This is a genomic window from Kordia aestuariivivens (assembly GCF_014397005.1).
Classification (GTDB): domain Bacteria; phylum Bacteroidota; class Bacteroidia; order Flavobacteriales; family Flavobacteriaceae; genus Kordia; species Kordia aestuariivivens.
In genome coordinates this window covers 235,012-258,094 of the sequence record NZ_JACGWS010000005.1, presented here as the reverse complement: position 1 = coordinate 258,094, position 23,083 = coordinate 235,012, and the positions used below count along the sequence as shown (strand labels likewise).

At 33.5% G+C, this 23,083-nt stretch carries 23 protein-coding genes; 17 read left to right on the top strand and 6 right to left on the bottom strand.

Translation table 11 applies throughout. The annotated features are described in order from the left end of the window. Window positions 1–71 precede the first annotated feature (71 nt). The 3 genes from H2O64_RS10285 to H2O64_RS10275 all read right to left on the bottom strand — a co-directional run bounded on the left by H2O64_RS10285 (window position 72) and on the right by H2O64_RS10275 (window position 3,064). Window positions 72–1,391: a M23/M56 family metallopeptidase gene (locus H2O64_RS10285; protein ID WP_187562107.1), complete on the bottom strand. Its 1,320-nt coding sequence runs from the start codon at window positions 1,389–1,391 to the stop codon at window positions 72–74. Further along, the gene (locus H2O64_RS10280; protein WP_187562106.1) at window positions 1,384–1,767 is read right to left on the bottom strand and encodes a BlaI/MecI/CopY family transcriptional regulator; all 384 of its coding nucleotides are present in this window, start codon (window positions 1,765–1,767) and stop codon (window positions 1,384–1,386) included. Before H2O64_RS10280 ends, H2O64_RS10285 begins: the two co-directional genes overlap by 8 nt. Before the next feature lie 121 nt (window positions 1,768–1,888). Then, window positions 1,889–3,064: a tetratricopeptide repeat protein gene (locus H2O64_RS10275; RefSeq protein WP_187562105.1), complete on the bottom strand. Its 1,176-nt coding sequence runs from the start codon at window positions 3,062–3,064 to the stop codon at window positions 1,889–1,891. A gap of 202 nt (window positions 3,065–3,266) precedes the next feature. Between H2O64_RS10275 and H2O64_RS10270 the strand changes: the two genes are divergently transcribed. The 6 genes from H2O64_RS10270 (at window position 3,267) to H2O64_RS10245 (ending at window position 6,931) form a co-directional block, all read left to right on the top strand. Beyond that, the gene (locus tag H2O64_RS10270; protein WP_187562104.1) at window positions 3,267–3,731 is read left to right on the top strand and encodes a cold-shock protein; all 465 of its coding nucleotides are present in this window, start codon (window positions 3,267–3,269) and stop codon (window positions 3,729–3,731) included. 106 nt (window positions 3,732–3,837) lie between these two features. Beyond that, entirely contained in the window at window positions 3,838–4,452 is a 615-nt protein-coding gene (locus H2O64_RS10265) for a GntR family transcriptional regulator (protein WP_187562103.1), read from the top strand. Continuing rightward, window positions 4,449–5,411: a TolB family protein gene (locus H2O64_RS10260; protein WP_187562102.1), complete on the top strand. Its 963-nt coding sequence runs from the start codon at window positions 4,449–4,451 to the stop codon at window positions 5,409–5,411. Before H2O64_RS10265 ends, H2O64_RS10260 begins: the two co-directional genes overlap by 4 nt. 3 nt (window positions 5,412–5,414) lie before the next feature. After that, window positions 5,415–5,861: a toxin-antitoxin system YwqK family antitoxin gene (locus tag H2O64_RS10255; protein ID WP_187562101.1), complete on the top strand. Its 447-nt coding sequence runs from the start codon at window positions 5,415–5,417 to the stop codon at window positions 5,859–5,861. A gap of 89 nt (window positions 5,862–5,950) precedes the next feature. After that, a complete protein-coding gene (locus tag H2O64_RS10250) occupies window positions 5,951–6,520 on the top strand; it encodes a hypothetical protein (RefSeq protein ID WP_187562100.1) in 570 nt (189 codons plus the stop codon). A gap of 18 nt (window positions 6,521–6,538) precedes the next feature. Continuing rightward, window positions 6,539–6,931 carry a DUF3574 domain-containing protein gene (locus H2O64_RS10245; protein ID WP_187562099.1) on the top strand — a complete coding sequence of 131 codons (393 nt, stop codon included), beginning with the start codon at window positions 6,539–6,541 and terminating at the stop codon, window positions 6,929–6,931. Window positions 6,932–6,939: 8 nt separating this feature from the next. Here the strand turns inward: H2O64_RS10245 and H2O64_RS10240 are convergent, their stop codons facing one another. Next, window positions 6,940–8,574, bottom strand: coding sequence for an FAD-dependent oxidoreductase (locus H2O64_RS10240; protein WP_187562098.1), 1,635 nt, complete (start codon window positions 8,572–8,574; stop codon window positions 6,940–6,942). Between the two features lie 194 nt (window positions 8,575–8,768). On the opposite strand from H2O64_RS10240, the gene H2O64_RS10235 reads away from it, so the two are divergent. From H2O64_RS10235 to H2O64_RS10200, 8 genes are all read left to right on the top strand, one after another. Beyond that, complete coding sequence (locus H2O64_RS10235; protein ID WP_187562097.1) at window positions 8,769–9,881, top strand: alkene reductase; 1,113 nt, start codon at window positions 8,769–8,771, stop codon at window positions 9,879–9,881. 9 nt (window positions 9,882–9,890) lie between these two features. Then, window positions 9,891–10,943, top strand: a complete 1,053-nt coding sequence (locus H2O64_RS10230; protein WP_187562096.1) for an NAD(P)-dependent alcohol dehydrogenase — start codon at window positions 9,891–9,893, stop codon at window positions 10,941–10,943. 141 nt (window positions 10,944–11,084) lie between these two features. Continuing rightward, window positions 11,085–11,387 (top strand): ribosome hibernation-promoting factor, HPF/YfiA family, encoded by a 303-nt coding sequence (gene hpf / locus H2O64_RS10225; protein ID WP_187562095.1) that lies wholly within the window; start codon window positions 11,085–11,087, stop codon window positions 11,385–11,387. Window positions 11,388–11,619: 232 nt separating this feature from the next. Continuing rightward, the gene (locus H2O64_RS10220) at window positions 11,620–12,906 is read left to right on the top strand and encodes a DoxX family protein (protein ID WP_187562094.1); all 1,287 of its coding nucleotides are present in this window, start codon (window positions 11,620–11,622) and stop codon (window positions 12,904–12,906) included. Window positions 12,907–13,008: 102 nt separating this feature from the next. Continuing rightward, complete coding sequence (locus H2O64_RS10215; protein WP_187562093.1) at window positions 13,009–14,052, top strand: helix-turn-helix domain-containing protein; 1,044 nt, start codon at window positions 13,009–13,011, stop codon at window positions 14,050–14,052. A gap of 102 nt (window positions 14,053–14,154) precedes the next feature. Next, window positions 14,155–14,589 (top strand): nuclear transport factor 2 family protein, encoded by a 435-nt coding sequence (locus H2O64_RS10210; RefSeq protein WP_187562092.1) that lies wholly within the window; start codon window positions 14,155–14,157, stop codon window positions 14,587–14,589. Window positions 14,590–14,592: 3 nt separating this feature from the next. Then, window positions 14,593–16,752, top strand: coding sequence for a DUF5916 domain-containing protein (locus H2O64_RS10205; protein ID WP_187562091.1), 2,160 nt, complete (start codon window positions 14,593–14,595; stop codon window positions 16,750–16,752). 122 nt (window positions 16,753–16,874) lie between these two features. Further along, window positions 16,875–18,323, top strand: coding sequence for a hypothetical protein (locus H2O64_RS10200; RefSeq protein WP_187562090.1), 1,449 nt, complete (start codon window positions 16,875–16,877; stop codon window positions 18,321–18,323). A 21-nt stretch (window positions 18,324–18,344) separates the two neighbouring features. On the opposite strand, the gene H2O64_RS10195 is transcribed toward H2O64_RS10200, so the two are convergent. Beyond that, the gene (locus H2O64_RS10195) at window positions 18,345–19,157 is read right to left on the bottom strand and encodes a receptor L domain-containing protein (protein WP_187562089.1); all 813 of its coding nucleotides are present in this window, start codon (window positions 19,155–19,157) and stop codon (window positions 18,345–18,347) included. A gap of 263 nt (window positions 19,158–19,420) precedes the next feature. On the opposite strand from H2O64_RS10195, the gene H2O64_RS10190 reads away from it, so the two are divergent. After that, the gene (locus H2O64_RS10190; protein ID WP_187562088.1) at window positions 19,421–20,308 is read left to right on the top strand and encodes an EamA family transporter; all 888 of its coding nucleotides are present in this window, start codon (window positions 19,421–19,423) and stop codon (window positions 20,306–20,308) included. A gap of 92 nt (window positions 20,309–20,400) precedes the next feature. On the opposite strand, the gene H2O64_RS10185 is transcribed toward H2O64_RS10190, so the two are convergent. Then, window positions 20,401–20,658 (bottom strand): hypothetical protein, encoded by a 258-nt coding sequence (locus tag H2O64_RS10185; protein ID WP_187562087.1) that lies wholly within the window; start codon window positions 20,656–20,658, stop codon window positions 20,401–20,403. Between the two features lie 27 nt (window positions 20,659–20,685). Between H2O64_RS10185 and H2O64_RS10180 the strand changes: the two genes are divergently transcribed. Beyond that, the gene (locus H2O64_RS10180) at window positions 20,686–21,492 is read left to right on the top strand and encodes a restriction endonuclease (RefSeq protein ID WP_187562086.1); all 807 of its coding nucleotides are present in this window, start codon (window positions 20,686–20,688) and stop codon (window positions 21,490–21,492) included. A 174-nt stretch (window positions 21,493–21,666) separates the two neighbouring features. Continuing rightward, window positions 21,667–23,007 (top strand): DEAD/DEAH box helicase, encoded by a 1,341-nt coding sequence (locus H2O64_RS10175; RefSeq protein ID WP_187562085.1) that lies wholly within the window; start codon window positions 21,667–21,669, stop codon window positions 23,005–23,007. The last annotated feature ends 76 nt before the right edge of the window (window positions 23,008–23,083 follow it).

Below are 23,083 nucleotides of genomic sequence, written 5' to 3'. Positions count from 1 at the left end.
ATAATAGATTTTTGGGGATCTGCATGTATAACGCATTCCTAGTAAAATAATTGTACTCTAATAGTTGGGATTTATTCTGTAATATATTTCATTGGATTCAGTCGTTTTCCGTGTTGACGGACTTCGTAGTGTAAATGTGGCGCTGTGGACAAACCAGTATTTCCAACATACCCAATAATGTCACCTTTTTTCACAGTGGAATTATTTTTTGTGTTGAATCCTTTTAAATGTGCGTACCAAGTTTCAAAACCATCAGCGTGTGAAATCGTGATTAAATTTCCCCAATTTCCTTCTTTTTCAGCTTTTAGCACAATTCCATCCGCAGTTGCAACCACAGGAGTTCCGGGTGTTGCTTTAATATCAATTCCGCCATGTGATGGTGTATTTTTCAACTTTGAATGCTTTCGTTTTACACCAAAATGGGAAGAAATATTTTTTATGTTTCCATTCTGAACAGGAAATAGTGAAGGCGTTCCGCTTGTTTCTATTTTTGTTGGAATAAACGTATTTGAATTTATAACTTCATTAGAATTTGTAAATGCCATAAACGCAAATGCGATGACAGGAATCAATAGAAAATACAAAAACTTTGAACGATTTCTGGAAGGTGATTTCGTGATCATTTCTATTCGTTTTTTGAGTGTTGGATGTGAAAAATAACTAAATATAGGATTGATGTTTTTTGGTTCGAGACTCTTCAGAAGTAATTCTAAATAAGTCGATTTCTTTACGTATTGCTTCAATACAAACGCATCTGCTTGAAATTCATGAATCGATTTTAACGATTTTCGATACAAATAGGCGAGTGGATGAAACCAGAAAAATGCAATAAACAGTTCCGTCAAAATGACATCGACAGAATGCAATTGTTTAATATGTGCTTTTTCGTGTGTAATAATGAGTTCGTCAATAGTTTCTGTGTTTGGAATAAAAATCCAATTGAAATACGAGAAAACTTCAGAAACGTCTGTTTTATAAAGTGTTGTATGGTGTAATTGTACTTTTTGTGCAGTTCTTTTTAATTTAACTAAAGAATAAGTCGTACGCATAAAACGTATCAAATAGCACAAAACACCGATCGCATAAGCGAATACAATCCAAAAGCCATAATCTATGGTTTGATGCGTCACAACAGGAGTTTCAGCTGCGAAATATTCAAAACCTGAAAACGCTGTAAAATTTTCAATCAAAGGCAATTGAGAAGCAAAATTTTGAATCTGTGGAAACAATTCCGCACTAAACGGAAGCAAGAGCGAAAACGGAATCAACAACAATAAAATACTTCTATTGACTGCATGAAACGTGAATTTGCTAAACAACCATTTGTACAACAAATAGAAGCCTCCAAACACAAAACTGACTTGTACTAAATATATAAGTGTACTATTCATTATTGCTTTTTAAATGTTGAATTTTTTCTTCTAACAGAGCTTTCATTTGTTCCAATTCGGTCAAATTGAGCGTGTCACTTTCTGCAAAAAAGGAAGCAAATTTGGTTGTAGAACCATTAAAAAAGTTTCCAATTACCTGTTTAAGATGTTGTGAAAAATAGCTTTCTTTTGAAACAGCAGGTGCATATTGACGAATTTTTCCGTAGGTTTCAAAATTCAAGAATTCTTTACGCACCAACACACGTACAACGGTTGAAATCGTTGTGTACGCGGGTTTTGGTTCTGGAAACTGTTCTACAATATCTTTTAAAAACGCTTTCTCAAGTTTCCACACATATTGCATCACTTGCTCTTCAGCTTTTGTTAACTCATTCATGCGGCAAATATAATAGAATATTTTAATATAACTATAAAAATAGTCATAAAACTATATTTGTAGTCATGAAAGTGATTAAAAGCTTGCGTGTGTTAAAATTAAAAGTTTAATAATCAGTATATTATGAATTTAATTTTGCTTGAACTTCATCAATATATTCTTGAATTTCATGTGTTTCAGGATCTAATTCAAGGGCTTTTTGGTAAAAACCGAAGGCTTTTGAGTATTCCTTTTTCTGAAAATGGTAAATGCCAAGGTTGCGGTATACATAACTATTTTGATCATCCAACGCAATTGATTTTTGTAGATCTTCAAAACCATCTTCAAGCTGTCCAAGCATAATTTTAGATAATCCACGATTGTCCCAAGCATACGAAAAAGTTTCATCTAAAGAGATCGCTTTGTTAAGATCAATAATTGCTTCTTCATGTCTATCTAATAATCCCAGTGCATATCCGCGATTGTTCAGAATATGGGCGTGTTTTGGATTAATTGCTAATGCCTTTTCAAACGAATCTAACGCATTAGCATAATTTTTATGATGAATCTCAATAACACCTATATTAACATGATCATGCACGTCATAAGAATCTTTATAGTTTTTGGAATAAACTTCTTGTAATTCAATGGCTTTCGCATATTTTTTTGCGGCTAAAAAAGAAGTAATCGTTGTTCTATTGAGTTCTCTATCTTTTGGAAGTATTTTGTTGCATTTTTCAAACAATTCAGCAGCTTTTACATATTCTTTATCAGTGTAATATGCCGTCGCTTCTTTATAAAGCTCATAAATAGGTTTTAGCTTCCATAAATGCAGCAAAGATTTTCCATCATTATTTGTAAACGTTCCGTCATGAAGTTGTATTGGTGTTTTTCGTGGAATGATATTGTAAGCAAAGTCGAGAAAACAGGTAAAAGCTAATGCAAAAAAGATGACATTCCATACACTATATTTTTCAAAAAATAGGAGTGATGCGCCAGCAATACACGCTATAAAAAATGTTGTTAACGGACCAAAAAGACTAATTAAGAAACTGCCTTTCCATGAAATATTCTTCCCGTGAGGAACGCATACACCGCCTTTCCATGTAAACACATTGTATTTAATAAAACATTCCAATCGTTTCATTTGAAACCGAAATGATTTCTCAGGATTTCCATACGAACCTATATAAACCGTTACACGATCATCCGAGTTGAGTAATGTTGCAATGGCGTGTCCAAATTCGTGAATAACAATCACCAATCTCCGAAATACCAAAAGAGAAATGATTAAAACAATGGTGTATTCTTGCCGCATGAATGGTTGTTAGTATTTTGTAAAGTTATGGGAAATTGGTGTTTAGTGTCACTGTAATGTTTAAAAAAAGCCAAAATATGGCACTTTTTGCATTTTTTTACACTAAAAAGACCATTTCTTCTATAAAAAACAAATGAGATCAGAGAATAATAAAGTAACTTTGTAGACTAATAAAGTAAATAATAATAATTTTAAAACTTGAATGGCAAAATCACAACAGACATTTAACAAAACAGAAAAAGAAAAAAAGCGCTTAAAGAAGAGAGAAGAGAAACGGAAGAAAATGGAAGCCCGAAAGGCTAATGCAAAAGAAAACGGGAAAAAAGGAATCGACTTTGTGTATGTAGATCATAATGGAAATCTAACAGATACGCCACCAGATCCATCTTTAAAAGTGGAAATAGAAATTGAAAACATAGAAGTAAGTATTCCAAAAACATTAGAATCTGACAAAGAAGTAATTGATCCTGTACGAAAAGGTAAAGTATCTTTCTTTGATTCATCAAAAGGTTTCGGATTTGTAATTGATGCTGAAAACAACGAAAAATACTTCACACACGTTAGTGGAATTATTGACGAAATAGCTGAAAATGACAAAGTTTCTTTTGAACTTGAAAAAGGACAAAGAGGAATGAACGCCGTGAAAGTTACCTTGATTAAAGAGTAATTATTTTTCTAAATATATAATTGAAAGAGTAAAAAATATTGCATTCGCTGTGTTTTTTACTCTTTTTAATTTTGTTAAATCATATACGATATATTATATTTGTCACATGATTGAAAAAATTAGTTACCGCGATCAAGTACGAAATATTCTTCTAGACCGTATGAAATCAGGAGAATTGAAAGCTGGAGACAAAATCTCGTTGGCACAATTGTCGCGCGAATTAGAAGTCAGCGTCACACCAATTCGTGAAGCATTGACACAATTGCAACAAGCCAATATTATCGTATCGATTCCAAATAGAGGTTTTGTACTGCCAATATTAAAAAAATCTGAAGTCAAGAATCTATATGAATTAGTGGCTTGCCTGGAAGGTTTGGCAATTGAAAACTCAGTCTACACACCTGAAGTCATTCAAAAACTAAAAGTGCAACACGCTATTTTTAAGCAAACTACAACAGCAATTGAACGTATAAATGCGGACATGTTATTTCATGAAGTGTTGGTTTCTGCCTACGAAAATCCCATAAGTCATGGAATTCTAAACGATTTAAAAATTAGGATTTTCTTCTACGAAAAAGGATTTATGAATATGGATGATTTTCATAAAGATTCAGAACATCATCACGAAAAAATCATCAAACACTTGGAAAACAACGAAAATAAAGAAGTGTCAACCATCATACGAGACAATTGGATGCAAATTTTAAACTATACGATATGATTCAAAAAATTCAACGAAATGTAGCTATCGCAATTTGTGCGTTCGGACTATTTTCATGCACAGAAAATTCAGCACCGCTAAAATATTCACAAGAAGCCGTAAAAGTGCCAACACTATTTGCAGAAGGAATTATTTCTTCCAAAATGCATAATGAATTTAATTTAGAATTTTCACCAAACGGTAAAACAGTCTATTTTACTCGCAGAGTAGATGGCGAACCGCAAAAAATTTTAGTTTCAACTTTTGAAAATAATACGTGGTCTGCGCCAAAATTGACTTCTTTTTCTATTTCTAGAGATGAAATGCCATCTATTACACCAAATGGAAAACAATTATATTTTGCATCTACACGACGAATTCCAACTGAAGAAAGTAAAGGGAATTTTGATATGAATATTTGGGTAACCGAAAAAGAAAATGATTCTTGGAGCGAAGCAAAACCTGTAGATTCTGTGATCAACAAAGTTCAAATTGAAGGTGAAAAATGGCCATCGTCCAACGAAAGTTCATTGTATACGCAAGATGGAAAAACGTTTTACTATTCAACAATGATGCGTAATTCCAAAGGAATCGGAATTTATACAACAACACTAGAAAACGGAAAATTTTCAACACCAAAACGAATAGAAGGTTTATTAGAAGATGAAAAATATTGGATTTCAGGTCCAACACTTTCTCCTGATGGTAATTATTTGCTATTCAATGCGTATGGCGTGAAAGGTGGAGTTGGTGGAGAAGACTTATATGCGAGTAAAAAAACTGAAAATGGTTGGTCAAAAGCTGTAAGTCTTGGAAATATCATCAATACGAAACATGAAGAAGGAGCTGCGAAATTTTCGCGTGATGGACACTGTTTTTTCTTTACCAGAGATGATAAAATAAGTGCTGAAGAAGACGGAATTTGGAGTATTTACTATATAGAAACCTCTTATTTAAAACTTGAATCATTATTTAATTAAACTATGAAAACACTATGTATTTCTTTGCTATTTTGTTGCTTTGCAACTGTAGCTTTTTCACAAATAGACACGCTTCAACAAAAAATGGTTCCGATGAGTTCTACCTATCAAAAGCCATATAAAGTGGGCAGTGTGTATTATCAAAACAACTCAAACAAACCGTTTACAGGAATTTTATACGGTAAATTTGAAAACGGAAACTATTTGACACTTCAAGAATATAAAAATGGTGTTGGAAACGGAACTTGGATCAATTACTACAAAAATGGAAATCTAAAAGAAGTTGGAACTTATGTTGAAAATAGAGTAGAAGGTCCAATTTCTGAATATTACGAAAACGGAATGCTCAAAGCTTCAGGGCAATTCAAACACTGGCGTAAAAAAGTGGGCGTTTGGAAACTATATCACAAAGATGGAACATTTGATAAAACAATTGATTACGGTAACTAGCAGTATTTCATAAAGATTCTTTAGATAAATTTTATATGCTTTCGATATAGTTAGAATGATTATCTTTAGTCCAAATCTAAAATTCATACATGTTTACGAAACTAAAAATAGTGTCTATCTTCTGTTTGATCTCTTTTGCTGCTTTCGCACAAGAAATCACACCTGCAAAACAATTCTGGAACACATTGCAAACGCATTGTGGAAAAGCGTACGAAGGCGCGTTAGAATTGCCAAAAGAAGATAAAGATTTTGGCGGAAAAACGCTTACAATGCATGTTCGGAAGTGTAGTGAAACCGAAATGAAGATTCCTTTCTTTGTGGGAGACGACAAATCGCGGACGTGGATTTTGACCTATAAAAATGATCGGATTACCTTAAAACACGATCACAGACATGAAGATGGTTCAGAAGATAAAATCAATTTTTACGGCGGAACAACTACAAATACGGGAAAAGCTGACATTCAAGTATTTTCTACGGATGAAAAAACACAACAAATGATTCCCGGAGCTGCCACGAATGTGTGGTGGATTACGATTGACGAAACGACATTTACCTATAATTTAAGACGTTTAGGCACCGATAGAGTGTTTAGAGTTGTCATGGATATAACAAAACCAATCAAAACACCAGAAGCACCTTGGGGCTGGAAAGAGTAATCATTTAATAAATCGATCATGTCAAAATCTATTCGAATTTTTACACTATTAGTGATTGCATTCATTGTTTTTTCTTGTAGCTCTTCAAAATTTCAGTCAAACTATATCAAAACGGAATTATACTTTGGGCTTTCCGAAGGAAATAGAACCATTTCAGAAAATGAATGGAATGCTTTTAAAGTTGAATTTCTAGACAAAAAGTTTTCTGGTTACACAGAAATAAATTCAAAAGGATTTTGGACAGATTCAATGAATGTAACCGTTTCTGAAAATTCTAAATTGGTCATCTATCTAAATAAAGGCACAAAAAGCGACAGTTTAGCCATCGCTTATGTGATCAATAACTATAAGAAAAAATTCAATCAAGAAGCTATTTTAAAGGTTGAAACGCCCGTAAATGCTTCATTCTAGCGTTGTATCTATTTTGGTAAAATACTCATCTGGAAACTAAACAATTGAGCTGGATCATACTTTTTCTTAACTTTTCGTAATTCGTTTAAATTCTTCTTGTTGTAATAAATTTCAAGTAGCTTCAAACGGTTTTCCTCTTTTTCAATATCGGGAACTAAGGTTTTATCGACAAAATTAATAAAAGAACCTTCTGTATACTTATTTAATGATATTCTAAAATCTTTTACCCACTTTAAGTATTCACTATTTCGTCCTACGTTTGTAAAAACATTTGAAACATCGTCCCACCAAGCTTGAATTTGTAACATATAAGGTTTTTGAGCATAACCAAAAGAGTTTTTACCTGCATTATTAGTAACGGCGCCGCCCATACAATGAAAACTCATATACATATTTACATCAGAGCGATAACAAGAGTTCTTTAAATATGTATACACTTGCTCTACTAATTTCTTATGATCAACATCATCTTTTGGAAAGCTTGAAGATACTTTATGCGGATGCGGTTGATCGCAAGTTGAACTTGGACCGCTACTTGGCAAGATTGTTAAACTTAGATCTTTACATTTCTTACCAATATGCATACTATATTCCATATTACCCGCCGGATTGATAAAGTCAGTTAACAAACGTTGATTTGCCGTATATGATAGTGTTGGAGTTGCATCTTTAGATTTCGTTTTAGATTTTAAAGCAGCCTTTTTTAACTTCGATGTATCCGAATATCCTACAGGGTTTTCGGAAAAAATATCATTTTTAAGTTCTTTTGGAAGGAATTCACCAAAATAATCATGTAACAATACTTTTAATTTCGTTCTTGAACCATAAAATTTTCCACCCATTCGCCCATGAACCCCAAATTCTTTACTATTTGGTAATTTTTCAATAATCATGGTGCAAGTAGCAGAAAGTTCTTCAACAATTCCATCCTTTTTAGCGTGTAATTCGGCCCATCTAGTAACCACTCCTTTGACATCTTTTGGTTTTTCCCATTGTAAACCAAACGTAGTGACTACGGGAAGTATAGAAACCAACTTGAATTTAAAACGTATTACAACACCAAAATTTCCGCCGCCGCCGCCTTTCAAAGCCTTGAATAAATCGGCATATTTATTTTCATTATTGGCGATGACTTTTTCTCCAGAGGCCAATACAAGTTCAATGTCCGTAACAGAATCACACGTTAATCCATACTTTCGTATAGAAGTTCCCCAACCGCCGCCTTGTGTCAATCCGCCAACATTTACAGATTGACAACCGCCACCGGGAATGGTTTTATGAATTTTTTCTAACTCTTCATACACTTGTCCCAATTGTTTTCCTGCCGGAATCCAAGCGGTATTTTTCTTTTTATCAATATCAGTAATTTTATTTATTTCAGACAAATCGATGATAATTGCATTATTGGCAGAACACATTCCTTCATGCTGATGTCCGCCAGAGCGAACTCTAAAAGGAACTTTATGATCTCTACAATAATTTATGCAGAAAGAAACATCTTCTGTGGTGTCACAATACACTACAGCAGCTGGCATGTAGCCAAAACGTGTATTCGAGATTACTCGTGCATAATGATACAATTCATCACCTTTGCTGATAATTTTAAGACCTTTTCGGGCGTTTTTTTTAATAGATGCGTTCATGAAAATAGGTGCGTTTTATAGTTGATTTAGATTTTAAAAGTAAGAAATTATATCGTGAAAAATCTATTTCTTTTTAAAAAATAGATGGTCCATTTACAATTAGTTTTCTCATTAATACATTACAAAATGATGTAGATCAATAAAGTTCTGTTATCTGTTTCGTATTTTTGTGAAAAGTAAAAAACAGAAAAATAATGACTAAAGAGATTTTATTACAACCATATACTTCTAAAAATTTACAACTCAAAAACCGCGTGATTATGGCGCCTATGACACGAAGTAGAGCCGATAATGACGGAAATATCCCAACAGACGAATTACAAGGTATATACTATGAACAAAGAGCTTCCGCTGGATTAATCATTACGGAAGGTGCACAAGTTTCCAAAGAAGCTGTTGGTTATATCAATACGCCAGGAATTTATTCGCAAGCACAAATTGAAGGTTGGAAAAAAGTAACAGATCGTGTTCATAATGAAGGTGGAAAAATTTTCATCCAATTATGGCATGTGGGAAGAAATTCGCATCCCGATTTTCACAATGGTAATTTACCAGTTGCGCCATCTGCCATTAATCCAAATGGAGAATCGTATACGCCAGAAGGTCCAAAAGCTACGGTAACGCCAAAAGCAATGACAAAAGCTGATATCGACAGAACAATTCAAGATTTTGTAACTGCGGGTAAAAACGCAATGGAAGCAGGATTTGACGGCGTGGAAATTCACTCATCAAATGGTTATTTATTTCATCAATTCTTTACAAATTGTTCCAATGAACGTACCGATGAATATGGCGGAAGTATTGAAAATAATGCACGATTTTTCTTTGAAACGCTTGACGCGATGAAACAAGCAATGCCAGAACAGAAAATTGGCGTTCGATTCAATCCGTCGTTGCATGGAATGTTCGGAATTGAAATGGACGAACAAACCATTCCAACTTTTGAATATATCATCAAAAAACTAAATGACTACGATTTAGCATACGTGCATTTATCAGAACCTTTTAACGATGTGTCGGATGTAAAACACGCCGTGAAAAACATCGCAAAACACTTTAGACCTTTATACAATGGAACGTTGATGATTAATACGAGTTTTGATCAAGAAAAGGGAAACAAAGTCATTCAAGATGGAGAAGCTGATTTGGTTGCTATTGGAAAACCATTTATTTCAAATCCTGATTTGGTGGAACGTTTTGAAAACAATATCGAATTAGCTGATTGGGACACCAAAACTTTTTACGTTCCAGGAAAAAAAGGATATACAGATTATCCGAAGGCAGAAATTACTCAAACTAACAAATAAAAACACACCATGACAACTATAAAAGCATACGGAACCGAGTCGCCAACGGCAGATTTGGAACTGATCCAGATTGAAAGAAGAAACATATTAGAAAACGACGTAAAGATTGATATTCTATACTGCGGCGTTTGTCACAGTGATATTCATTCTGCACGAAACGATTGGGGAAATGCTAAATATCCATTAGTTCCTGGGCACGAAATTGTTGGTCGTGTGCTAGAAGTTGGAACAGGCGTATCAAAATTCAAAGAAGGTGATTTAGTAGGTGTTGGTTGTTTGGTTGATTCTTGTCAAACATGTAGCGCTTGCGAAGATGATTTGGAACAATTCTGTGAAAAAGGCATGGTTGGAACATACAACGGACCTAACAAACATACAGGAAAACAAACGTTTGGTGGCTATTCTACAAGTATCGTAGTCAGAGAAGAATTTGTATTATTGGTTCCTGAAAACTTAGATATCAAAGCAGTTGCGCCACTTTTATGTGCCGGAATCACAACATTTTCATCATTAAATCATTGGAACATCAAAAAAGGAGATAAAGTTGGTGTTATTGGACTTGGCGGATTGGGACACATGGGAATTAAATTTGCGCATGCAATTGGCGCAGAAACCATTATGATTACGACTTCGCCAGACAAAGCTAAAGATGCAAAAAGGCTAGGAGCAGACGCGGTTTTAATCTCAAAAGATGAAGACGAAATGGCGAAACACAAAGGCAGTTTTGACTTTTTACTCAATACCGTTCCTGTAAAGCATGATATGAATCCGTACATACAATTACTAAAACGTGATTCAACAATGGTGATGGTTGGCGCTATTGAACCGTTAGAGCCAATGCACGGCGGAAGTATTATTATGGGAAGAAAAAGAGTTGCAGGATCATTAATTGGAGGAATCAAAGAAACCCAAGAAATGCTCGATTTTTGTGGAGAACATAATATTGTTTCGGATGTAGAAATGATTGATATACAAGAAATTAATAACGCTTTTGATAGAGTTACAAAGAATGATGTAAAATACAGATTTGTGATTGATATGAAGAGTTTGAAAACTAGTTAAGATGATTCAAATTATGAGTATTCTATCAAATGAGTTCGCATAAAACGTGTATGAGCAAAGAGAAGCGTTTCTATATTCGTAGTTTTGATAAAAATCAGATAGAAAGTAAATTAATAACAACTAATAAATACAAAATAAAATATGAATATAATTTTTGAATATCACGATGTTACCGCTAGTGAATCATTAGAAAAATTTGCAACAGAAAAACTAAATAAATTAGCAGAAAAATATCAAATGGTGATTCGTGCAGATGTATTTTTCAAAACAGAAAATACAACTTCGGACGAAACAGGAATGATTTGTAATATCCGATTGAGCCTTCCAGGACCGAGACTTTTCGCGGAAGCAAATCATGGGAACTTTAGAAGTTCGGTTTCAGAATCTGTTAGTGATTTGGAAAAACAATTACGCAAACGTAAAGAGAAGATGTCGAATCATTAAAATGAATCATCTATCTTTTTACCATTAAAAAGAAACTAAAAACGAAGAAAAATTAGTCATAAAAATTGCCACAGTGAATAGCTGTGGCTTTTTTGATTAAAAATGATACAAACGATAATTTTTAAATTTCGATTCTAGAAATAAGGTAGCACTTGCTTTTATACTATTTATTTAAAAATTGTATATTTGGTTTCCCTCACGAAAAAATTGTTCAAGCCAACCTTACTATTCAATGTATACAATCCCTAACAACGCATCAAAAAATGTGTTAAAAAGCGCATTTTGGAGATTTTCGCTTCTATTTATATTTTTCTATATCGTACCGAATGATATAGGGTATTTAGTTGGATATGAAAACTATGATCCAACCACTTGGAATCGTCCAATTATGTGGATTGGAGAAAATCTTTATGGTTGGGAATTTAATCTTGATCGATTGTTTCAAGGATTCGACTCCAGATTTGAAGTTAGTAGATACACATTCGTCACTTTAGCAGGACTTATTGGAACCTGTATTTGGCTTTTAATCGATCGTTACTTCAAAAAAAAATATACCAATACAGTCAAAATTGCGGTGCAAACGATTCTTCGTTATCACTTAGGTATTGTCTTAATAGATTATGGACTTTCTAAAATTTTCATGCTACAATTTGGAACTATAGGAATTGACACGCTGGAAAAAACTATTGGAGAAGTTTCAGGAATGGGCTTAATGTGGAATTTCTTAAGCTTTTCGGAAGTAGTAGTGATGTTTTCTGGTTGGATGGAATTTATAGGAGGTTTTTTATTATTCTTTAGAAAAACCACATTTTTGGGAGCTATGATTCTTCTTGGAATTATGGCAAACGTTGTAATTATGGATATAGGTTATGGAATTACATTAACCATGTTTGCAATTCTATTATTTTGTTTCATACTATTACTGATAAGCACACAATTAAAAAGTTTGTTTACGTATTTCGTATTAAATAAAACGACCAAACCTAACGCGTACAATCCATTAGTGAAAAGTAAAAAAATCCGAATCGTTTTTAAAGTATTTTTGCTCTCTTTGATAGGCTACTTTTATGCAAAAGATTATAGTGAGCGAATTGTAAATGAAACAGAAAATAGGTATGCATGGTTTACTAATTTACAAACCGTAGAAACCTTTGTGATTAACGGAGATACATTATCAACTGCAGCAAAAGAAAAGAATTCAAAAGCATGGAGAAAAATCTCATTTAATGGGCTTTCGTACTATACAGAATCTTTTGAAATCACTAAAGAAGACAATAAAAAAGAACGATTTAAATTTGAAATTGATTCTACAACACACAAAATACGTTTTCGTCCGTATCATGATGAAACAAAGGATTGGAATGAATTCTCTTATCAAAAAATAGCAAAAAGAAAATATACTTTTGAAGGTATTTATGAAGGAGATACTATTTATATAGCCGCAAAAACTAAACTTCTAAATGACTATATGTTAATGTATTACAAGAAAAAACAACTTCTTGATACTTATTATGAATAATTGCAACTAGAAACTTAAGCTTATTACTTTTTTAGATAATAATCTAAGTTGTGAAACTCATCAAAATATGTATATATTTGGGTTTCATCAATTAAAACCAATATGAACAATCCGTTACTATTCTTTTTATGCTCCATCGGCGTTTTTAATGGATTCTTGGCAAGTATATACTTTCTATTTTTTAGCAAGCAAAAACGCGTTCAAAACTTCTTTTTTGGACTATTATTGTTGTTATTAAGCATTCGAATTGGGAAATCGGTCTATACAATTTTCACCATACGAGAAGAACGCAACCTTTGGATACTACAAATTGGGTTATCTGCTTGTTTTCTAATTGGTATCGCGGTGTATTATTATGTAAAATCTTCTGTGGAAAACACAAAAGTAATTCCACGTTCATGGAAAATTCATATAGCAATCTTGCTAATTTTCATTGTAATTGTCGGATCAATAAAGCCTTATGCTACCAACCATTATTTTTGGACTACTTACTTCGTTCAGTTTATTTATGCGACTTGGGCAGTATATTTACTATTTTCTGTGTATCTGTTGAAAGATATTTTAAAGAAGCTATTCCAGAAAAATGTGCGCTGTACCATTTCTGAAATTTGGTTAGTAGCATTGACTGTGGCAAATATCTTGATTTTTACTGCATACATCATTGGTTATTTCTATCTCTATTTTGTTGGAACGATCACGTTTTCAGTGGTGTTTTATGTATTATTAATCTTTCTATTATTTGAAAAGAATCGCGATAGTATTTTTCAAGATATTCCAGAAAAATACCAAGCTAAAAAGATTGATACTACTGAAGAAGAACAACTAATTTCCGCCTTAAAAGAAGCCATGGAAACGCATCAATTTCACAAGAACACCAACGTAAAATTAAATGATATTGCCAAGGTTTTACACATATCTTCACACAAATTATCACAACTATTGAATGATAATCTTGGGAAAAACTTCGCATTATTCATCAACGAGTACAGAGTTACGGAAGCAAAACGCTTATTACAAGAAAACAATCAATTCACCTTAGAATCTATTGGGTTTGAAGCTGGTTTTAGTTCAAAATCAACATTTTACGCCACGTTTAAAAAGTTAATTGGTAAAACGCCTGCCGAATTTAAAAAGCAATTTTCATAGTCTTTTCGTCCAAATTTATAATACTGGACACTTCAATTATAAACAATCACTACATTTTTCACTTGTTTTTAGAGGTTTGACAAAATCTTTAAATAAAACAACATGAAACACTACGTTTTACTATTCATTACATTTTGTTCAATTCAATTTTCACAAGCGCAAACAGAACATTCTTTAGTAGAAAAAACACTTCAAAATTATATCGATGGAAGTTCGTATAACAAACTTGACATCCTAGAAAACGCGTTTACCGATAATGCTACTTTATACTTAACGGGCAGAGACGGCGAATTCAAAATATACACACCAACAGCATATACTGGTTTCTTCAAAAATAAAAAATATGGTGAATTCAACGGACGTTACGGAAAAGTGTTGGCTATTGAAATCGTAAAAGACATTGCAACCGCAAAAGTTGAAATCGCGGGCCCTGAAAGGAAATGGGTCTATATAGATTTATTTCTATTGAAAAAGACCGCAACTGGCTGGAAAATTATCAGTAAAACTGCCACTAGAGTAGACGAATCAAAGAACTAATTCATGAAAAACATCCTTGCATTTATTTGCTTATGTTGCTTTGTGAATGGTTTTTCACAAACGGCAACCGTAAAATATGTTGATACAAACATTAAAATTGACGGACAGTTTGACGAAGCTGTTTGGCAACAAATCCCAGAATACACAGGCTTTTACAACTATTTGCCAACGGATATTGGTTTGGCGGAGAATCAAACTTCTGTAAAGATTTTTCACAATGGCGAATATTTATATGTCCGTGCTATTTACAATGACACAACACCAGAAACACGTGTAAGCACTTTAAAAAGAGATGTTTCTATTGCGTTTAGTGATTCTTTTGTGATGATTTTAGACACGCAAAATCAAGAGCAAAACGGCTATTTCTTTGCCGTAAACTCTCTTGGAAATCAAACAGATGGTTTGGTTGGTCGCACGAATGCAGGATACAACTTAAGCTTTAGCTGGAATACGATTTGGCAATCAGCAGCGAAATTGAATGGAAACAAAAAGCAATATGAAATCGCGATTCCATTAAAATCCTTGAATTTCAATAAAGAAAATGCCGTTTTTGGAATTCAGTTTTATGTGCGAGATATCAAAAATAATTCGTGGACGGTTTTTAAAAATGTAAAACGAAACTATGCAAATCTCGATTTACGCTTTACAGAAAAATTTGCAGTTGAAAACCTGCCAAATACGGCTGCATCACGATTTACTTTGACGCCATCAATCACCACAAACTATCAGGAAGATTTAGAAAACAGAACCGATGAAACTACGTTTACGCCAAGTTTAGATCTTCAATACAATCTAACATCTTCTTTGAAATTGGATGCAACCATCAATCCAGATTTCTCACAAATTGATGTTGATCAGCAAGTAACAAATTTGACGCGTTTTGCGATTTTCTTTCCAGAGAGAAGAAACTTTTTCCTAGAAAATGCAGATTTGTTTTCAAACTTAGGTGTTGATGGCGTAAATCCTTTTTATTCCAGAAGAATAGGCGCGGAGAGCGCTGTTCAATTTGGCTTGAAGCTTTCCGGAAACATTGCACCAAAGACACGAATAGGAGTTTTAAACGTTCAAACTGATGAAGAAAACGAAATTGCTTCACAAAACTTCAGCGCGTTCGTTGGCGAGCAACAATTGACTAAAAACTTTACGGCAACCGCGTACTTAATCAATCGTCAGGAAACGGATAAATTCGAGTTTATAGATGATTACAATCGCGTTACAGGATTAAATATCAATTATAAATCGGACAATAATAAATGGATTGGAATTGCCAATGTTGGAAAGAGTTTCAACGATGGAATTTCTAAGAAGAATAACTTTTATAATGCAGGAATTTGGTTCAATAAGAGAGGTTTTGAGTGGAATGCAGCCATTAAACATGTTGGAGAAAATTATGTGACAGATGTTGGTTTTACACCACGATTGTACAATTATGACGCAATTAATGATGTTGTCATTCGCGAAGGCTATATACAAACGACTGTTGGCGTAGAATATCAGAAATTCTATGAGAATTCTAAAAGCCTGAATTCAGTTCGGTATGTAAACTATAGTAATAACACGTATTTTGATGAACTCGGAAATCAAAATCAGTCTTCTCACTTTTTAAATTCGGCAGTATTTTTTAAAGATTTATCCGCAGTTTATTATGTGATAAATTATGATGATATTGATTTAAAGTACGGTTTTGATCCGTTAGGCAATGGAAATTCATTACAACCCAATCGCTATCGTTTTGGAATTTTGAAAGTTGGGTATAATTCTGCCAACAATCAAAAGTTTCGATACAGAGTCAATGTTCAAAAAGGAACCTATTACAGCGGAAAACGAACAACCGCAGGCGCATACTTGAACTATCAATTATTACCCTTTGCAAATTTTGAGCTGACGCATGATGTTAATCATATTGATTTGAATGAATTAGGAAAAGAAACCTTTCATTTATCACGCTTTACGAGCGAAATCTTCTTTTCCAATCGTTTAAATTGGACAACATACATACAATACAACACGCAACGTGATAATTTCAACATTAACAGTCGCTTGCAATGGGAATACAAACCATTATCCTATATATACTTTGTGATTTCGGATAATTTCACACAAAATTTAGCTAGAAAAAATTGGGGAGCTGCCTTTAAAATGAACTATCGATTTGATTTTTAATTGCAAACCCTGTATGTTCAGATAGGTATTAGGTTAATTATTAATAGCTTATATTTGGTTAATGCCTTTTGTGCTAGATGTGTGCAAAAAACAAATTCCCTTATTAACTAAAGACTTATTAAATGACCAACTCTATTGCAAACTACAAAAATAGCTATCTGCTATGCGCGTTTATTTTTTTATTTTCTATCAACATAAATGCACAAAACTCACAATCACTATATAATGCTGTTCAAAATATTTATTCTGGGTATGCTAATATATCATCTAGTAATTGCAATGCAGCAAAGAATATGGTTGCAAAACTACAAAATTATACAGGTAATAGAGCGGCGGTTCCAGCTGCTAAAGCGTATAGTGTAAATTTCCCAAAAAAAGTTAATAACCCTACAATTGGTGATTTAGCCCGAGATAGAATCGCTAGAATTAAAAGTCAATTCAAATCGTGCTTTGGAAGTGTAAGTGGAAATTCTGGGTCTTTAACTTTGTACAATAAAGTTCAAAATATTTACGTAGGATATACTTCTATAGGATCTAACAATTGTAATGCTGCAAAAAATATGGTAGCAAAACTACAACGGTATACAAGTAATAGAGCTGCAGTACCAACTTCAAAAGCATACAGCGTAAATTTTCCGAAAAAAGTTAATAACCCTACAATTGGTGATTTAGCCAGAGATAGAATCGCTAGAATTAAAAGTCAATTCAAATCGTGCTTTGGAAGTGGAAGTGGAAATTCTGGGTCTTTAACTTTGTACAATAAAGTTCAAAACATTTACGTAGGATATACTTCTATAGGATCTAACAATTGTAATGCTGCAAAAAATATGGTAGCAAAACTACAACTGTATACAAGTAATAGAGCAGCAGTGCCAACTTCAAAAGCGTATAGCGTAAATTTCCCCAAAAAAGTTAATAACCCTACAATTGGTGATTTAGCCAAAGATAGAATCGCTAGACTTAAAAGTCAATTCAAATCGTGCTTTGAGCGTAAAGGGATTTCCAATTATATTCTTGAAAATCATCCCGGAGCATGGAAGTATGTTCATAATGGACGAGAATACCAATTTACTATCGATAGACGTGGTAATACTGTAGTTGGGTCTTTTAAAAAACATGGATATTCATATCCGCCAATTTACAAAGGTGCAAAAATGATGAAAAACAATCGCGTAAGGTTTCGTTTTGAATTGGGCGGAACACATGTAGTGAAACTTGAATTTGGTCATGTTTCATCGGGAACTTTTGCATACATTTCTCAATCTTGGAGTGAAAATGGTAAGTGGGTAAAACTAAATTTAGAACCTTTAACAGCTAAAAAACCAACGCCAGCACCAAACGCACCTCTTACGAAGGCTGATATTACGTTTTTAAATCAAACGCAATCAAACGTTGTTATCTATTGGGTTAATGGCAAAGGTGAAGAGGTAAAATATAAAACGCTGTCTCCTGGTAACGCTCATGTGCAAGGAACTTATAGTACTCATAAATGGCGCGTTCGACTTAATGGGCGTGTTCATCTTAATTATACGACCACAAAAGATACATCTCAATTAGTTCGTATTCGATAAAACAAAAGACACACAGGTAGCTTATTGACTACAATTCCCATCAATGATATTTTGTTGAGTAGGATTAAATTGATTGTTTAAAACATTGAATATGGATAAGGAAGTATTGCTCTGTAACGGAGCTTGCAGAATACAATAATTCGTTAAATTATCATTTCCAGCTATATAAATGGCGCTTTCAATGGTTACTAAACCTTGCAACGCATCTAGTGAAGTCAAAGCGTCATTATTTACAATACCTAAACTCGAAATGCTTGTAATGCTTTCTAAACCATCTAATGAAGTAACTCCGTTGTCGTTTATAGAAACTTGTTGAAGTGTTTGTGGTGTAATATTTCCCAATGCTTCCATTGATGCTAACGATGGATTGTCAAATATTGCTATCACACCGCCGCTTAGCTGTACTTGTCCAGTTGGAAATGGCGCGTCTGTAATTGTTGTAATTCCTTCAAGTCCATTCAAAGAAGTCATATTATCGTTACTATTTATGACTATTCCAGCAACAGAAGCTAAGTTTTCCAATCCGCTTAAGGAAGTTAACAAAGGATTGCTCTGTATTTCTATTTGTTTGGTCACTTGAATAATAGAACTTAAAGGAGATAAATCGGTAATATCTGATGGTATTATTGGTTGATCGTCAGAAGAGCGATCTCCTATGTTTAAATAGCCGTTAATTACATTGTACCCTTGCGCACCATACGCAACAACATCTGCTTGTGACCTTAGAATAAGATCTCCTTGAAATACAAGGATAGGAGCTGGCTGAACATTGTTATCACTCGTACAGCTTACTAAAATTGATAATAGCATGGTAAATAGGAGTATTTTTTTCATAGCAATGCGGTTTACTTTTAATATAGATACAGTAATGTACAAAAGGTTGCGTTATATAAATGAACTTATCTTGACTTTTTCTATTTCCTAAAAAATGGCCAAAATTCACCCATATTTCAGCGCCTTTTAAAAATAGTTTTATCTGAACAAACTTTTACTCATTTTGATATAATTTGTGATAAAGTTTAAATAGAGGAGAAGTACGCAAAATAATCTCCAAAAAATAAAAACAAGATTGTACATTTACACCTTTCCAAATATACATGAAAATAATACCTAAAAAATTTCTCATCATCCTAGCATTTATTGCTATCTATGTAATTTGGGGAAGCACGTATTTATTGAATAAAATTGCAGTCACTGAGTTGCCAGCATTTTTCTTGGCGTCCGTTCGTTTTGTTTTTTCAAGTGTATTACTCTTCGGAATCGCGATAGCGGTACGCGCGAAAATTAGCATCACAAAAAAGCAGTTTATAAATTCCGTAATCGTTGGTTTTTTATTCATGGTTTCCGGAAACGGTATTTTTCTTTTGGCACTAAAATATTTAGACAGTGGTTTTGCCGCGTTATTGGCGTCTACGCAACCATTATTTGTATTGATATTGATGCGTTTGCTCGATCATAAAAAGATGAAACTAAAGTCTATTATCGGGATTGTGTTGGGTATTATTGGTATGTATTTATTGGTAAGTCAGAAAGAATTAATCACTGATGAAGATACAATAAAAGGGATTTTGATGATTTTCATCTGCGTCTTAGGCTGGAGTTATGCGAGTGTTTTTGTTTCAAAAGCTGATTTACCCAAAAGTCATTTAGTCAGTACAGGCTATCAAATGGCGATTGCCAGTGTTTTATTAGCTGTGATCAGTGTTGTTTTAGGCGAAAATTGGACTTCACCATTAGATTGGAGTTATAATGTGCAATGGGCTATGTCGCTATTGATTCTCTTTGGAAGCATTGCGGCTTTTACGGCGTTCAATTACTTACTCAAAGAAGTTTCTACAGAAAAAGTTTCTACATCAGCGTATGTAAATCCTGTGGTTGCCTTGTTTTTAGGTTGGTACATCTTGGATGAACAATTAACTGCACAATCATTAATAGCTGCGGTAATTTTATTAGTAGGTGTTTATTTTATTACTTCTCGGAAGTAGGGTTGGGGTAAATAAAAATTTTTAGTAAAAAATAGATTCCTCCTTTATTGGCAAAAGCTATCGGAAAAGAATTTCTTAAAAATTTATAGTTTTTAGTTAATATCCTTAAACAATGCCTTTTTACTAATTGCTTCAAGTAGATTAGTTTCTTTTCCTATCGCTAAAGAATTGAACTCTTGGTAAGATTCATCTATTTCATTAATTAATGAAAATTCATCGTATTCTGGATCATATAGAATTCTCTTACTACTTTTTGCCAATCCACCAGCTAATAAAATATAAAAGCCTTCCATATCTCCATTTATATTACTAGCAAGTTCTTTGAGATGTTCTAGATTTTTTACTTCCATTTTGGTTAAAATTGTATATTGCAAGATATGAAATCATTTCCCAAAAGAGAATATTTTTTTAATTACACTATTCAAGCTTTGACTGAATTAGGAGGTTCTGGTTCTAATAATGAAATTAATAATAAAGTAATAGATATTCTTCAATTACCTGAAGAGTTATTGAACCAAATGCATAAAAATACTAACCAAACCGAATTTGAATATCAAATGGCTTGGGTTAGAACGATGCTAAAAAATCAAGACTTGATTGAAAATTCAAAACGAGGAGTTTGGGCTATTAAAACGAATCAAGAAATCACATTGCCAAAGTTTAAAATTCAGTTTGATAAAAATCTTGCAAAAAAAGTGGATGAAGAAATCACTGATGATGAAGAATGGAAAGAAAAGTTATTAAATGTTATTTCGAAAAACTTGTCTCCCAATGCTTTTGAGCGTTTGGTACAAAGAATTTTAAGAGAAAAAGGATTCTCTCAAGTTGAAGTAACAGGAAGAACAGGAGATGGAGGAATTGATGGAGTTGGTATTGCGAAAATAAATGGCATTCTTAGTTTTCATATCATATTCCAATGCAAAAGATATAAAGGGAAAGTTGGAGCTAAAGATATGCGAGATTTTCGTGGTGCAATGGTTGGAAGAACTGATAAAGGATTATTTATAACAACGGGGACATTTACGAGAGATGCGATAGCTGAGTCATCAAGAGATGGTGCTCCTGTTATTGATTTAATAGATGGAGACTTACTAGTTGAAAAACTTAAAGAACTTGGACTAGGTGTTTCTGTTCATTTTAAGGAGGAAGTTACAATTGATGAAGAATGGTATAAAAACTTTTAGTTAATATTTATTCATGTTTGGGATAGAAGTGAAAGACCTACAATAAGTCAAGTAAATTAAAACGGACTCATCTTTCTAGATAAATCAATAATAGGAAAGAATTACCCAACATCCAAACATTAAAATAACCACATCTTCCAAAACACTACCTATCTTTGCCAAAATTTATATTTCATGTCAAAACAGTTTTCAGATTTAGGTATTAGTCCAGCATTACAGCAAAGTCTTTCGGGGTTAAAAATTACGATTCCCACAGATATTCAAGAAAAAGTAATTCCGGTACTATTACATCAAAAAGAAGATTTGGTGGCAGTAGCAAAAACGGGAACAGGGAAGACTGCTGCTTTCGGATTGCCATTAATCCAACTCATTGATACTGAAAACACAGCCATTCAAGCTGTTATACTCACGCCAACAAGAGAATTAGGACAGCAAATTCATGCCAATTTAGCATCTTTTGCGGCGAACAGTCCTGAAATTTCTATTGCAGCTATATGTGGTGGCGTTCCTATAAAACCGCAAATAGAACGCTTAAAAGAGCCTACGCACATCATTGTAGCAACTCCGGGGCGATTGGCAGACTTAGTAAAACGAGAAGCCATCAACATCAAAAACATCTCGTATTTCATCTTAGATGAAGCGGATGAAATGGTCAGCGCTTTAAAAGAAGGATTGGATAGTATCATCAAAGAAATTCCAAAATCGAGGAGAACCTTACTATTTACGGCAACGATGCCAGGAACCATCAAACAATTGGTTCAAAATTACATGTCCAAGCACGTAATTCATATCGAAGCTGATATGAAAACTGTCGGTCACCAAGGAATTGATCATCAATATGTGGTAGTGGAACCGATAGAAAAGCTAGAAGTATTACTTCATTTCCTAAACTCAAAAGAAGGCGAACGCGGTATTATTTTCTGTAAAACCAAAGCTGCCGTCAACAAACTTGCAAAAAACTTAGCGATTAACAAATTCTCTTCTGGAGCCATTCATGGAAGCCTCTCACAAGGAATTCGCGATCGCATTATGGGACAATTCAGAGAAGGTTACATAGATATCTTAGTCGCTACTGATTTAGCAGCGCGTGGAATTGATGTAAAAGAAATAGCGTATGTGGTCAACTATCACTTGCCAGACACCTACGATGCGTATGTACACCGAAGTGGACGTACAGCCAGAGCAGGAGCAAAGGGACTAGCATTAACTGTGATTCAAAAAGAAGAAACGGACGATATTGTAGACTTTGAAACTGAATTGGGCATTACTTTCAAACCGTATCAAAAGGCAGATGCAAAAAGTATTGAAGACAATAATACATTGCTTTGGGCGAAGAAAATATTCAAAACAAAGCCAAATAGAGACATTTCCGAAGACTTAAAAGGAAAAGTGAAAACGATATTTCATCATTTAACCAAAGAGGAATTGGTAGATAAAATATTGGCAAATTATGTAGCTAAAACGAGCAGTACCAACGCAAAACCCGAAACTTCTAAAAAGAAAAATAGAAAGTAATCAATCTTTTAAAAAGATAAAAAACATAATAAATTGAAAATAAACCAATTAATATGTTGACTATCCAGAAAATGGT